Below are 15,986 nucleotides of genomic sequence, written 5' to 3'. Positions count from 1 at the left end.
ATATAATATCATGTAACTTCTTAAAAATGATTTCTTAAAAACTCTTCTTTTAATGTTTCTGAATAAGAGTTGTAAATACCTAAGACATTGTTGTGAGAAAAACTTTTAAATATATAATATATTTGTGACTTCTATAGTAGAAATGTTATGATATTGCCTTTCTTCTTACCTGTTTTTGATGGTTTTATGAATGGAAAAGTTCCTGTAGAACTTTGTTTGGTATCAAAATGAAAGTTATAGCAGCTTTCTACGATTAAATATATAGTACAAAAAACTCCTAGAATATTTTTTTGTTTTTGCTATTATTTTATAAAGTTTTATGTTGTGTATATATAAATTCAATTTTCTTTTATATTTTTGTCGGCCGAAATAAAATGGGAATTTATGAAGAGAGATTTTTTTTTAATTTTTGTCTATTTTTTTATAGGCATCGGATGGGTGTGCGCCCAAACTAGGGATGTTTCCGGAACTGTCTTTTCGGCGGAAGACGGAGAACCAATCATTGGAGCCTCTGTATTGATAGAAGGAACTACCAGTGGAACAGTTACCGATATTGATGGTAAGTTTTACCTCAAAACAGCTGAAGGCGCGAAGTTGCAAATCAGTTTTATAGGTATGAAGACCGTTACACTTCTTGCAAAACCCAATATGGTGGTAAAATTAGAATCGGATACAGAGGTGTTGGATGAAGTAATGGTCGTGGCATATGGAACGGCAAAGAAATCTGCTTTTACCGGTTCAGCCAAGGTTATGAAATCAGAAGACATAGGAAAATTGCAGGTTACAAATGCTGCAGAAGCTCTTACCGGTAAGGTAGCCGGAGTTCAGATGAATACATCCAGTGGCCAGCCGGGATCGTCTACTCCAACAATTCGTATTAGAGGTATTAGTTCAATTAATGCCGGAAATGACCCGTTGATTGTGCTCGATGGTGCTCCTTACGATGGCGATATCAACAATATAAATCCACAGGATATTGAGTCAATGACAGTATTGAAGGATGCCGCTTCAAATGCACTATATGGTGCTCGCGGTGCTAATGGTGTTATTATGATTACAACTAAAAAAGGAAAATCCGGAGATGCAATTGTCACTTTAGATGCTAAGTGGGGTTCTAACATGCGTGGTACAATGGATTATTCAATGGTGACTAATCCTGCACAGTATTACGAAATGTATTATTCTGCTTTGAAAAATTATTTTATGGATTCAAGCAAGATGTCTCCTGCAAACGCTCATATTGCAGCCAATAACAATATGTTTGGTTCTGGAGAATATAGTCTTGTATATAATGTATATACAGTTCCGGAAAATCAATTCCTAATTGGTACAAATGGAAAACTGAATCCTAATGCTACTTTGGGCAATGTCGTAACATTTGGAGATAATAAATATCTGCTTTATCCTGATAACTGGACTGATGCTGCTTATAAACATGGTTTGCGTCAGGAGTATAACCTGAGTGTGTCTGCAGGTTCTGACAAATCAACATTCTATTTTTCTTTAGGTTATCTTGGAAATGAAGGTATTACTGATCAGTCAAACTATGAACGTCTTACAGGACGTCTGAAAGCCGATTATCAGGCAAAGAGTTGGTTGAAACTTGGAGCGAATATAGCATACAATCATATGGATATTAACTCACTAGGTAGTGACGGTGAGTCTGGAGGTAGCCAAAATATATTCTCTTATGCTTTGGCTGTGGCTCCTATCTATCCATTATTTATCCGTAATGAGGATGGTACTATTATTAGAGATGAAAATAATTTTCCTCGATATGACTATGGTGATAAAAATAATGCAGGATTGGAGCGCCCGATTTTTGCCGGTTCAAATGCTTATTCAGACTTGCTGCTTAATGAGAATGGTTCTGAAAGTAATGCAATAAATGCAAATGCATTCTTTGAGATAAGATTCCTTGAAGATTTCAAGTTTACGTGGAATAGTGGCGTAAATGTAGACGAGACACGACAGACTATGACAATCAATCCATACTATGGAACAACCTCTTCTTTCAATGGAATGGTTCATAAATATCATATTCGTTCGTTTTCTTATAACCATCAGCAGTTGTTGAACTATCAGCATACATTTGCGAATGTACACAATGTTGGGGTAATGGTTGGACATGAGTCATATCGTAGCAAGTACTATATTCTTTCGGGAAGCAAATCAAATATGTTCAATCCTTCAAATGTTGAACTTGACGGAGCTATAACAGTACAAGGTACAGGCTCTAACACTTCCGATTATAATTCTGAAGGTTTTTTCAGTCGTTTACAGTATGATTACGATAGTAAATATTTTGGTTCAGTTTCATATCGTCGAGATGCTTCATCCAGATTCCATCCTGAACATCGTTGGGGTAACTTCTGGTCCTTGGGAGGTGCATGGCTTATTTCTAAAGAAGACTTCTTCGATGTTGACTGGGTTGATGAATTGAAATACAAGGCTTCTTACGGTTCGCAGGGTAATGACAATATCGGTGATTATCGATATACTAATACATATGTAATAAGCAACTCATCAGGATATCCTGCTGCAGTCCCAAATGTTATGGGTAATGAAACCATTACATGGGAAACCAACGGTAACTTCAATACAGGTTTTGATTTCAGTTTCTTTAAAGGCCGCTTGACTGGTGCTGTTGAAATGTTCTATAGAAAAACATCAGACATGTTGTTTGCCTTCCCATTGCCACCTACATTTGGATATACATCATATTATGACAATATCGGTGATATGCGTAATATCGGTATTGAAGCAGAGTTTAATATTGGTTTGATAAAGACTAAGGACTTGCTGTGGGATTTACGCTTTAATATGACGCACTATAAGAACAAGGTTCTGTATTTGCCTGAAGAAAATAAGACAAATACAGTTGACGGACATGCCGGATTCATCAGTGGCTTGTATTATTATGGCGAGAATATGCCTCTTTATACATTCTATATACCTAAATATGCAGGTGTAAGCGAAAATGGAGAGTCGCTATTCTATAAAGATGTCGTTAAGGATGGAGTAAAAACAGTAGAAACAACTACAACATACAGCGAAGCTACAAAATATCTGTGCGGTTCGTCATTGCCTAAATTGTATGGTGGTTTTGGAACCTCATTGAGCTATAAAGGTTTGGATTTCTCTATGGACTTTACTTATCAGTTAGGAGGTAAAACATACGATTCTACTTATGCTTCGCTTATGCAGTCGCCTCAGACATCAACACGAGGACGAAACTTCCATACAGACTTGCTTAATGCTTGGTCTCAGGACAATAAAGGGTCTAATATACCGCGATTTCAGTATGGTGATGTTAATACTGCACAAACGTCAGACCGTTTCTTGACTGATGCTTCATATTTAAGTATTCAGAATATCAATTTAGGATATACATTGCCTACCACAATGCTTAAAGCTTTGCAGAGGGTAAGAGTTTATCTTTCGGCTGATAATGTCTTTGTGTGGTCAAAACGTCAGGGTCTAGATCCACGTCAAAGTCTTATGGGACAGCCTAACGGTGAAACTTATGCACCTATCCGTACTATCTCGGGAGGATTGACAGTAACATTCTAATTTAAAGAAGAAAGTATTTATGAATAATATATCGAAAATAATAATAGGAGCGTGTAGTTGTTTCTCTTTGATGTTGTCAACGTCGGGATGTATCGAAGAAACCATACCTACATCACTCATTTTGGAAGAAGAATTGTCTTCATCACAGAAATCAAGCGAAGCATTACTTTGGGCTATGCCTGCATGTTTCAACAGAATAGGAGTTATTTCTTCAAACTACCATTGGGACTGGGGATATGGCTCAATAATGCATATCCGTGATATAATGACAGAGGATTTTGCTATTGCCACATCTTCTTATGACCATTATACAGCATGGCAACAAAATGTTAGTCAAGGTTCCAATTCTATTTATTCACAATTTTTCTGGTATTACTATTGGAAATCTTTGTTGGCAGTAAATAAGATGATTGCTGCTGTTGATACACAGACTGCATCTGATGCACAGCTTGGTTATCTTGGTGCAGGATATGCTTTCCGTGCATTCTTTTATCTTGATTTGGCAAGAATGTTCGAATACCTTCCAACAGATAAGACTAATCCTGTTACGGATGCAGGTAATGATGTGACTGGTTATACAGTTCCAATTGTGAAAGAAGGGATAACAGAGGAACAAGCCCGCAAGAATCCTAGGGTTACACGTGAAGAAATGGCTGCATTTATACTTAGCGATTTGAATGAAGCAGAAACATATATTTCAAAATTGCCATATAAAGAAAAAACATTGCCGCATCTTGATGTAGTATATGGTTTGAAAGCGCGTTATTATATGTGGCTTGGCGATTATAACAATGCGAAGACATATGCTCGTAAGGCTATAGAGGCGGCGGACGTTACTCCAATGACAGAGCAAGAATGTCTAAACACTACAACAGGTTTCAACGATATCAATATGTGGATGTGGGGAGCACAGTATGTTGCCGAAGACAGTGGAGTCATGACTGGAGGTCTTCTTACATGGACTTCATGGAGTTCTAACGAAACTTACTTCGGATATGCCGGAGCAGGTCCATATGTTATGATAGGTGCAAGTCTATATGAAAGACTTTCGGACACTGACTTCCGCAAGAAAATGTTTAAGGCTCCTAAAGGAAGTTCTTTGGAAGGTGCTACAGAGTTTGTTGATCCGTTGTATGGAAACAACCTACCTGATTATGCTTCTGTAAAGTTCCGCCCGGGAAACGGAAATATGTCAGATGTTACTGTAGGTGCTGTAGTGGGCTATCCTTTGATGCGTGTAGAAGAAATGTATTTCATAGAAGCAGAAGCAGCAGCCCATATTAATTCTTCTGAAGGACTTAACCTTCTTAAAGAATTTATGACAACATATAGAGATCCTAACTATGTAAGTGCAGCTACAGGAGATGATTTGATAGAAGAGATTGTATATCAGAAACGTATTGAGCTGTGGGGTGAGGGGCAGTCATTCTTTGATATTAAACGTCTTAATATGTCAGTAACACGAGGATACGAAGGTACAAACTTCGGAGATGCAACACGTTTCAATACAAACGGCCGTCCTGCATGGATGAATCTTACAATAGTTCGTCTGGAAGAAGATAATAATCCGGCCTTAAAAGGATGGAACAATCCGGACCCTAGCGAGGCTTATTCCAAATGGGTGGAACCGGGCAGTGAAGAAGAATAAACTTAATATCAATGATAATTTTTAAATTCCTTATATGAAAAATATACTTATCCGTTTACAATTATTGGCTAGTATGTTTCTCCTTTTATTGGCTTCATGCTCGGATGAAATGGAGTATGTGCAGGGAGAACTTCCGGAAGGAAGCGAGGTATTTTTTGCTAAAGATGTAAAACAGTCATATACACTTGAGAAAGGAGATGCAGCCTCATTTAAACTTTCTGTGTATCGTGTTAATACTGAAGAAAAAGAGGTTGTTACTATAAATCAAACAGAATTTTCTGAAGGAGCAGATGCTATTTTTGATATTCCAGAAAGTGTTGAGTTCCGTTCAGGAGCAAGTGAAGCAGAATTTAGAGTAAGATATTCAAAAATAGAGGAAGGAAAATCATACAGTGTAAAGTTGACTCTTGGCGAAGGAACTCCTTATGCAAATTCTTCTATTGTCTTGAAGCTGTCATATCCCAAGAAAACTGTGTATAACTGGCAAGTCGTGAGTGAAAATGCATGTCTTGTTGAGAATATGCTTGTTTTTCACGGATTTCAAAATCTTATGATTATAGATATGACTGTCGAGAAGGCAGAAGGACATAATATATATCGTTTCCGTTCTCCTTACGACAATGAATACTTTGCTGCTCTTTTGGGTCCTGGATATAAGAGCTTCTTCCCTGAAAACTATGATTATCCATACATCGTTCTTGATGGTGAAACTTACAAGGAGGATGGTTGGTTCATTCCTAGTGTTGAACTAGGGTTTAAGTTAGTTGCAAATTCCTCACCGGAAAGAGACGACAATTTTAAAACATTTGGTTCTGCAGCAGTTAACCTTTCAAATAATGGACAGCAAATACCTTCAGACAGCGATGAATTCCCTTTGGGTACATACAACAGACAGAAGAAGATGTTCGATTTTGGAGTTGTGTATGAGCAGATAGCCGGAACTGGTGGTGGATATCAGGTTTTTGGATCAGGAGCATTTGTCTTATATCTTGATCAGTCGCTTATGACACTGGACTATGACCGCGACTTTACATGGGAAGAACGTCCTGAACTTACAAGTCTATATAAAAGTACAATATTTCAAGGATCAACATCGCAGGAAATAGAATCTGCCAAGGAAGACCCTACACTGTTCCGTTTCCCTTCTTTATATACTCAGGGTGTCAATATAGTGTTCTATTGTGATACTGAAAAAGGCTATGTGTCAATACCTAAAGGACAGTTTACAGGCCTTACTACAAATTTCGGAAACAAAGTATTCCTAGAAGCGACTCCAGGTGTGTCGAAATATGATAAAGAAGAAGAAACATTGACTTTGGGATATACTTTCTATTTAGCCGATGCTCAGGGAAATAAAACTGCAGAACTTATCAGTTCTGTTGAGACAATACTTTGGGGACACGCCACTGAAATTGATCAGTTGGTTCCTGGTGCTAAAATAGAAGCTTATTTGGGTAAATGGAATGCATACGGTACAAATCTATCTACTAATTCAATGGATACTGCAACCGTTGAAATAACTAAACATCCGAGCAGGGATGTAGTTATACTATCTAATGCAAGTAAAATTGAAATAGAAGGTTATTCTGACGAATTTATCGCTAATTACGATAAACGAACAGGTTTTATATCTATCAATCCTCAGGATCTATCTTCTCTAGATGCAGGTGATGGAACTATGTATTATCCGACACTTACATTTATGAATAGTACTACAGGAACTTTCACAATGGATAAGAATGAGTCTCTTGTGGGAGGTTTTACTAAGTCTGGAAAACTAAAGTTTGTTAATTCAGCCTCAAATTCGGGGACTTACGATGGTTTTGCGTATGTGGCTCAAACGAGTGAAGGTTATCTTATTTTGGGAGATCAGACAAGTGCCCGTATCTGTGGATTGAATTGGGATAAGCACGAAGAGATTGCTACTTCGAATTATGTAGTTCCTTCTTTGGAAAAGGCATCAATATACGGTATTCCGTTTAATTTCAAGAAGGCTGTTCGTGAAAGACAGAATCCGTTCCTTAATATTGTTCCTAAGCCTATGTCAAGCAGCAATGTAAATAAAAACTGTACATTGAATTCTTGCGGACTGACAAGGAATTGTAAGTTAGAGGAAAGTAACTAAACTTGAACAAATAATATTAATAGAATATGAGATATAAATATCTATATATAATAAGTTGTGCAGCTCTTTCGTTAGTAGGCTGTAAAGACGAATTCAGTACATCCGACGATGCTTCTATAACAAATGGGGATGGTCCTGTTATGGTAAATTCGTTGGAAAATGCCATGCCCAATATGGTTTTGGTAAAGTTCCATGATGAATATGCAGAAACTATTGAAAATACGGTTAATAATGCTTCTACACGTGCCGCTTCACGTTCGGGGCTGTCAGACTTCGACCGTTTCCTTGAAGACGTACAGGTGGAATCTTTCGAGCGTCTGTTCCCTGTGAATAAGTTTGAAAAACGTACACGTGCCGAAGGATTACACCTTTGGTACAAGGTTCATTTCCGTTCAAATTTACCTATGGAGGAGGTAGCCCGCGAGTTGAGAACTATATCTTCGCTCGAACTGGTTCAGTTCAATGAGGCTGTTAAACCTGTTGAACCTACAAATATACAGCTTGTAGACCAACTGATGGTTAATGCACGTTCTATGTATGCAGAAAGTGGACTGGAACTACCGTCCGATCTTAATTTTAAAGATCAGTGGAATCTGTATTATGATTCGGAGACTCCATTATTCGACAAAATAGAAGACGTGGCACACATTAATTTTCCTAATGCATGGAATATACAGAAAAAAGCGAGTGATGTTATTGTCGCAGTAATAGACGAGGGAGTAAACTATGACCATCCTGACCTGATAAATAATATGTGGGTAAATGATGATGAAGAAATGCAGGGAGCTTCTACAGATGGTGATGGAAATGGATATAAAGGTGACCGTCACGGTTATGATTTTGCTGTCAATTCTGGTGAGATTACTAAAGGTACTCATGGAACTCACATAGCAGGTATCATTGCCGCTCAGAATAATAATAATGTAGGTGTTGCCGGTATAGCTGGAGGTTCTGGTGGTAGTACCGGTGCGCGCATTATGACATGTTCTATTTTTACAGCTACAAGCAGTGGTGGTACTGCGGCTGTAGCAGAGGCTGTGAAATATGCCTGTGACAATGGTGCTGTGATATGTCAGAACAGTTGGGGTTATCAAACTCCTAATATGCAATGGGAAGGCTCTTCTACATATCGTGCAGAGCGTCAGGCATATGATTATTTTATTAAATACGCAGGTTATAATGAAGATGGTGAAGTAACCGGACCAATGGCCGGAGGACTTGTGACATTCTCTGCCGGTAATACAGGACATTTGTATGGTGATGCTAAAATGTATCCTGGAGCATATCCGGAATTTATAGCTGTAGCATCGGTAGATGCTGCCGGAAAACCTGCTTATTATACAAATTATGGCGATTGGGTTGATATCTGTGCACCGGGTGGAGACCAGGTGTTTGCCTCAAACGAGTTGGAGGACAGTACAGATTTTGTAGTAGAGAAAGATATGCATGGAGGTGTTCTGAGTTGTTATTACGAAGGTTCGCCTAGAGAAAACAAATATACGTATGCTTATTTGCAGGGTACATCTCAGTCTTGTCCACAGGTTTCTGCTGTTGCTGCACTTGCTATACAGCATGCAAATGACAATGGTGTAAAATTAACTGCGTCAGAATTAAGAGAACTTATCCTGCAATCAGCGCGTCCTATAGATGAGAAATTCACAGGGGAGAAATCTGATGATGGAGGAATGACAGGTGCCAATTTTACAGTCCATATGGAAGACTATGTAGGCAAGATGGGTAGAGGATTCCTTGATGCAGGGCTTGTAATGAATAATGTGCTAGCTCGTGTTGGAGCTGGTAGTAGTCCGATAAAACCAGAAAATGTATCCAAGGAAAACTTGACTAATGTTGCTGCTCCCGGAAGTCTAACTCTTACATGGGCACCTGGCGATGGCATTAAATTATATAAGGTTTATATAAGTGATCAGGAAATAGCAATAGATGCTAACGGTTATGTTAAACCTTCTTCGTATGTAATAGGACCAAAAATCGTCAAGACCGACACTGAGAATAAGGCAACTGAGGTTTCTTGTGAACTTACAGGATTACGTGCAAATAAAAAATATTATATAGTTATAATTGCAGTAGATGAACACTTCATTCAGTCTGAACCATTGACAGTATCATATACAACAGCTGAACCTGTATCGGGACCTGCTGTTACAGATCTGGAAGTTCTGAAAACAGGTGCTACGACTACAGTTCTTGAATGGACAGAGGTGGGTGACTGTGTAAACGACCCATATGTTTCTTATGTTGTAACTTGTGCTACAGATCAAGAATTTAAACAAGACGTGGTAACAAAGACAGTCCTTGCAAAAGAAGTTGGTAAGACTATGAAGGTAACAGTAACAGGTTTAAAACCTTCAACCAAGTATTATGTGAAGGTTGAGGCTTGGGATCAGTATTATCTGCTATCTGAAGCAAGTAAAACAGAAGAAATAACTACTGGAGCAAATAATACCCCTGTATTATCACCGGCAACAGTTGATAAACAGGATGTTCAGTATTGGGAAAGAAGAGAGCTTGTATTTAATGTTAATGATGAAGATAATGATGAATGGACAGCAACGTTGAAAGATAAGGCCGGATGTTGGACTATGACTACAGATGCTGAAGCAAATACCGTAAAACTTACATTCAATGGTCCTGTAAGCTTTACAGGAGATGCAGTTGCTGAGTTGACTGTTGTCGATACGAACGGTGGAGAAGTGAAGACTAGTTTCAGTTATAGTGTAATTGCTAATGTAGCTCCGGAACCTTACAAGCGTTTTGGCGATATCTATCTCACTTCGTGGGATACAACACATCAGCTTACTTTAGGCGATTATTTTACTGATAAAAACGGAGAAACTTTAAATTATTCTTTCACACAGACAGGTAAGTCGGTAAGCGTAAGTATAAACGATGGAATTATGTCTATAAAGGGTGTTCAGAACGGTTCTACTACATTGGAAGTTACTGCTACAGATGCTTCTGGACGTAGCGCCCAATCTTCACCTTTCCAGATAATGGTACGTCAGTCATCTGCGGCAATGGATATCTATCCAAATCCGGTGAGTGATGTAATGAATATCCGTATGGGAGAAGATGTGAGCGGATATATAGATGTAAGAATACTCACAGCAATGGGTAGTGAAGTATATTCAGTGAAATCTTCTATCTCTCCGTTCAGCCCATCGCAGGTTGATGTTTCTTCGTTGAAATCGGGCAACTATATAGTAGAAGTAACTGTGCAGTCAACTGGCAAAATATACAAGAATAATATAGTTAAATTATAAAACAGTAATTAAATACGGTTTTTGAGTTTGCAATTGTAATTCAGCAAACTCAAAAACCAAAAAATAAGGAATTCCATTATGGTAAAGAATATAATATATATAGCATTGCTCCTTGGTGTACTTCCAAAGGCATATTCACAGGGGGCATTCTCATATGCAGAATTGAACAACAGTCCACAAGGGCTGGCTATGGGAGGACTTTCAACAGCTGTTGATGCCAATGCGTTTTCTGTTTTTGATAATGCAGCATCTGTTTCATTTTCCGACAAGACTTTCGAAGCCGGAGTATTATATTCTCCTTGGGCAAAGGAAGGAACTTCCGGTATGGATCGCGACAATATGCTGATAAATGCAGGTGGTTACTATCGCGCAAACGATAATAGCAGTTTGCTTTTCGGTTTTTCATATTACGCTCCTGGTGGTAATAAAATGTATATAACAGATGAAAACGGCAACATTACAGGCGATGAAATCCGCTCCAGATATTTGTCTGTAGATTTGGGATACGCTTATCGTATCAACGATTTATGGTCTGTTTCTGCTACAGGTCGTTATGTAAACTGGAGAATTGTTTCTTCTGATTTGGTGGAGGCTGTAAGTTTCGATGTTGCTTTGATGCGCAGATTTGGACTAGGCAACTTTGGTAATATCGATGCTTCATTGAAACTGTCTAACTGGGGTACTATGATTTCAGGCGAGAATCGCGACAGTTATGAACTCCCGGGAAGTGTTTCAGTAGGAGGCTTGTGGAATACATCTTTTGCCGAGAAACATGGAGTGAAAGTTGGAGTAGAAGCTGGTTATCGTCTTATGGACACTAAGGCTTTGCATGCTTCGGGAGGTGCTGAATATAGTTACGGCGATTTCGTTTTTGTTCGTGGTGGTTATAACTTCAGCGAATACGATACAAAGAACCTTAGTTATGCTTCTGCCGGCATAGGTGGTAAATACAAGATGGTGCGTGTTGATGCTTCATATCTGTTCGCAGATTCAAAGAGCCCATTGAACAATACATTTATGGTAGGATTAAGTTTTGGATTTTAATTTAAAAATAATAAGTTATGAAGAAAGTGCTTTTTATTCTGACATTATTCTTAGGAGTAACAAACGTCCTAATGTCTCAAATTCCGTCTGTAAAACTTGAGAACGGTAAAGGAGAAATTATCAATACTTCAAGCCTTGCAGATGGCAGTACACCGATGATTATATCATTTTGGTCTACTACATGCAAGCCATGTATCAGAGAACTGGACGCTATCAATGATTTGATGCCAGATTGGTTGGACGAAGCTGAATTCCGTGTTGTAGCAATTTCTACAGACGACAACCGCTTCGTGGCAAAGGCAAAATCTCTTGTTGAAGGACACGGATGGAGTGATTTCATCGTTCTGTATGATAAGAATCAGGAATTCATGCGTGCTATGAATGTAACTTTGACTCCACAGGTATATGTAGTCGATGCAAATGGCAAGATAATATATTCACACACAGGTTATACTCCGGGAAGTGAAGAAGAATTGTTTAAATATATCAAATCTGCTCAGAAATAATATGGATAACAGCAGTAAATTATTGTCGTTGGCTTTACTGTCAGCATGTGTGGCTTCAGGATTGAATGCTCAGGAAAACAGCCGTAAGGGATACCTTACAGGAAGTTTCGAAACAAACACCAACTATTATCAGAAGGATTCAAAGAATCCTGGGGTGAATGTTCCTGAAGACCAGTTTGGTTCTAACAACTATCTGAAGTTGGACTATTACCACGGTAAGTTCAGTGCCGGTGTACAGGTAGAGGCATATGCTCCTGTATTGCTTGGCTATCCATCGGAACTGCAAGGGGCGAAGTTTACTAACTATTATGTAGACTGGACAGATGAAGACTTCTCTGTAACGGCAGGAACATTCTACGACCAGTTCGGTAGCGGATTGCTTTTCCGTAGCTGGCAGGACCGTACATTAGGTTTGAACAATGCCATAATGGGAGCACGTGTCACTTATAATTATAAGAACATCGTACGCCTGAAAGGATTGTGGGGTATGCCACGTTTCGGAATGGAATTTACTGAAACACAGGTCAGAGGTTTCGATGCAAGCGTGTCTTTGTCGGACTTGTTTAAATGGCAGACCACATCATTAAGCATAGAAGGTTCTGCTCTTAACCGTTATGAGAGTTTTGACAATTATGGAGGAATAGACCTTAAGGAAGAAGGAGGTAAACCATATAGCAACGGATTCTCAGGACGTATAAACCTCGATTCTCACGGATTTATATTCAAAGGCGAATATGTGGATGCCGGAAATAAATGGTATGATTCTACAGACGGTGAAACATTGTATACACGCAAGCGTGGAAATGCCCAGTTGATTGAATTGGGATATAATGCCAACGGTCTTGGTATTAACGTTACAGGACGTCGTCTGGAATGGATGAAAACAGATATCCTGGGCGGTAATACATCTACTTCGAACATGTTGAACTATGTTCCTGCCATGTGTACACAGTATACATATCTTCTGACCAACCTTCATCCTTATACAGCCGAAACTGGTAAGATGGGTATCACTCCGGGTGAAATTGGTGGACAGATTGATGTATTCTACAATTTCCGCAGAGGTACAGCTTTGGGTGGAAAACGTGGCTTGAAGGTTCATGCAAACTTCTCTACATATTATGCTTTGGCAGAAGAAGGCACTGCTAAAAAAGGAAATCTTCTGTTCCGCGACTTCAGCTTTGATTTCGAAAAGCAGTTCAACAGACAGTTTAAACTGAATTTCCTCTATTCCGTACAGGAAAAGAACCCTACATACGGAGCTACAAAGGAAACACACCTTTCAAATATCTTCGTAGCCGACATGCAGTATAAGTTTACTCCTAAGTTCTCTACTAGATTGGAGTTGCAGTACCTGACTACACACGAGGATGAAAAGGACTGGATGGCTGCTCTTCTGGAAGTGAACTTTGCTCCAACATGGAGTATCTATGTAAGCGATATGTATAATCATGGAGATACTAAGGTGCATTATTACAATATCGGAGCCAGCTATGCCAAATCGCGTACACGTGTAGCATTGAGCTACGGACGTAACCGCGAAGGTTATGTATGTTCCGGAGGTGTGTGCCGAACTCTTCCTGCATATACAGGACTTAATCTTTCAGTAACTACATCATTCTAAAAAAACGCAACAATGAAGAAAAATCTTTTTACATACATCGTATCATTGATATTGTTAGCTCTTGTTCCTGCATGTTCCGGAACAGAATCAGGTGAAGAAGTTCCAGCCGGAGAACTTGTTCTTCAGGCAAGCAAAGATGTGATAGAGGCCGACGGTAAGGACGAGGTGGAATTTGCAGTTTATGCAAATGGTGTTGACGTGACAGCCAATGCATACGTTATGGATGTCCTTACAGGTCTTGACCTTGAAAAGAACTCAAAGGGTCGTTTTGTATACACAGCCATTGCAAACGGAGAATTTGAGTTTCAGGCTGATTATAAAGGAAAGTCTGTGACTACTAAAGTAACAGCTCAGAACAGAAAAAAATACGAAGAGTTCTACAGACGAGTAGCTGTGTTCAAAGTAACAGGTACTTGGTGCAGCAACTGCCCTTCAATGACTACGGCACTGGCAAATGTAGAGAAGAAAATGCCTGACCGTATGGTAAAAATGGCTTTCCATTATTCGTCTTCTTTGGGAACTGATCCATATGCAATTGATGCTACATCATCTTTCTTCTCTGCACCTTATAACGTATTGGGCGCTCCGACATCAATTTATAACCTTAATGTGGTAGAAGCTGATCGTTCAAAAATTTCGTCAATTATAAATCAGGAACTTCGTGATAATCCTGCTACTTGTGGAATAAAGGTAAAGGCATATACATCAGGTAATGATATTATGGTAGATGCAAGTCTTAAATCAAGTACAGGAGGTAAATATGACTTAGTTTATGTGGTTCTAGAAGACGGTCTGACAGGTGGCGGTAGCTATTATGAGGAAGTATATGACTATACAGCTGTGGCTGTTTCAGGTAATTTCATAAGGCATGGAAATACAGCTAAGGAAGAAGTGGCTAAGGGAGAAGAAGTACAGTTCGGTACATTTACAATATCTAATGCAGACAAATTGCCTGAAGGTTCTAAAACACGTGTAGCAGTTTATGCACTCGTAGTAAAAGATGGCAAGTATATTGTTGATAACATTGTATCTTGCGATGTAGACGGCGAAGAGGTAGACTATAAGTATAATGATTAAAATTAATAACCAATGAAACATTTTATTTATACACTTATTTTAGGAATATGTACAGTCCTTTTTTCTTCCTGTTCAGGAACATCGGATGATGTAATGGATGGAAAGATACATCTTAAGGCTGACAAGACTTCCATTATGGCTGATGGCGCTGATTGCGTTACATTTACTGTAAAACGTGATGGCGAGGATTTGAGTAATGCCAAAACTATGCAGCTTGAGGTAACTGCTGAAGATGGTTCTGTTTCTACTTTGGCTGGAGGTGCAAATACATTCAGCTCAACCAAAGCAGGTAAATATTCTATTCGTGCCAAATATTATGAAAGAGGTTATACATACAGTGAAGAAACAATAGAAGTTACTGTTAATTCTATCGGTGTATCAAAGTATAAGCATATTCTTTTAGGTATGGAGTTCACTTCAGAAGGATGTTCTGCATGTCCTAATTTTGCAAAAACACTTGAGGTTATTAAAGAGGAAAACAGTGATAAAATGGTTGTTGTGGCTTTCCATATGGATTTTCTGGGAGTTAATGATTTCCTGCATTTGGATGAAACTACGGCATATCTGCAGTCTTTAGAAGCACGTTCTGCTCTTCCACAGTTCTATTTTAATATCCGCAAAACAGATGAATCATTAATTACACGCGATAAACTTCTTAAGGCAATGGCAGAAGAATTGACTATTCCTAATACCTGTGGTGTGGCAATAGATACTAAATACGATGTAGTAAGCAGAAAACTGAATATTACTGCAAAAATAACTTCTGATGTTGATAAGGAATATCGCTATGTGGTTTATTTGGTAGAGGATAATATTCCTCAGAGACTTCAGGGTGTTGAGGGTTTTATTCATCAGAATGCAGTTCGTAAAGTCCTGACTTCAACTATTGGAAATAAATTCCCGAATCCTATTCCTGCAAATCAGGAAGTAGCTGTTGCATTGCCGGAAGTAGAAATACCTGAAGATTGGAATACAGATAATATGCGTGTAGTGGTTTCTATGGTGAGTTCATTGGATGGTGGAAAGAGCTATACAAGCAATAACACAGCACAATGTAAGTTGGGAGAGTCTGTTGACTATCAGTTAAATGAATGATAATAAAGTTGCT

At 38.7% G+C, this 15,986-nt stretch carries 9 protein-coding genes; all 9 read left to right on the top strand.

Annotated features, from left to right (window positions below):
- Positions 1-384 precede the first annotated feature (384 nt).
- The 9 genes from I6E11_RS07475 (at position 385) to I6E11_RS07435 (ending at position 15,973) form a co-directional block, all read left to right on the top strand.
- Positions 385-3,573: a SusC/RagA family TonB-linked outer membrane protein gene (locus tag I6E11_RS07475; protein WP_235337408.1), complete on the top strand. Its 3,189-nt coding sequence runs from the start codon at positions 385-387 to the stop codon at positions 3,571-3,573.
- Between the two features lie 19 nt (positions 3,574-3,592).
- Positions 3,593-5,221 (top strand): RagB/SusD family nutrient uptake outer membrane protein, encoded by a 1,629-nt coding sequence (locus I6E11_RS07470; RefSeq protein WP_235337407.1) that lies wholly within the window; start codon positions 3,593-3,595, stop codon positions 5,219-5,221.
- Positions 5,222-5,255: 34 nt separating this feature from the next.
- Positions 5,256-7,346, top strand: coding sequence for a hypothetical protein (locus I6E11_RS07465; protein WP_235337406.1), 2,091 nt, complete (start codon positions 5,256-5,258; stop codon positions 7,344-7,346).
- A 26-nt stretch (positions 7,347-7,372) separates the two neighbouring features.
- Positions 7,373-10,627: a S8 family serine peptidase gene (locus tag I6E11_RS07460; RefSeq protein WP_235337405.1), complete on the top strand. Its 3,255-nt coding sequence runs from the start codon at positions 7,373-7,375 to the stop codon at positions 10,625-10,627.
- A gap of 78 nt (positions 10,628-10,705) precedes the next feature.
- Positions 10,706-11,671, top strand: a complete 966-nt coding sequence (locus I6E11_RS07455) for a PorV/PorQ family protein (RefSeq protein ID WP_235337404.1) — start codon at positions 10,706-10,708, stop codon at positions 11,669-11,671.
- A gap of 17 nt (positions 11,672-11,688) precedes the next feature.
- Positions 11,689-12,177 (top strand): TlpA family protein disulfide reductase, encoded by a 489-nt coding sequence (locus I6E11_RS07450; RefSeq protein ID WP_235337403.1) that lies wholly within the window; start codon positions 11,689-11,691, stop codon positions 12,175-12,177.
- A 1-nt stretch (position 12,178) separates the two neighbouring features.
- Positions 12,179-13,801, top strand: coding sequence for a DUF6029 family protein (locus I6E11_RS07445; RefSeq protein ID WP_235337402.1), 1,623 nt, complete (start codon positions 12,179-12,181; stop codon positions 13,799-13,801).
- Between the two features lie 12 nt (positions 13,802-13,813).
- Positions 13,814-14,878: an Omp28-related outer membrane protein gene (locus tag I6E11_RS07440; protein WP_235337401.1), complete on the top strand. Its 1,065-nt coding sequence runs from the start codon at positions 13,814-13,816 to the stop codon at positions 14,876-14,878.
- Between the two features lie 12 nt (positions 14,879-14,890).
- On the top strand, positions 14,891-15,973 hold the full coding sequence (locus tag I6E11_RS07435) for an Omp28-related outer membrane protein (RefSeq protein WP_235337400.1): 1,083 nt from the start codon (positions 14,891-14,893) through the stop codon (positions 15,971-15,973).
- Positions 15,974-15,986: the final 13 nt, after the last annotated feature.

Source organism: Bacteroides caecigallinarum (assembly GCF_021531075.1).
GTDB classification, from domain to species: Bacteria; Bacteroidota; Bacteroidia; order Bacteroidales; family Bacteroidaceae; genus Phocaeicola; species Phocaeicola caecigallinarum_B.
This window is presented reverse-complemented; position numbering and strand designations above follow the sequence as displayed.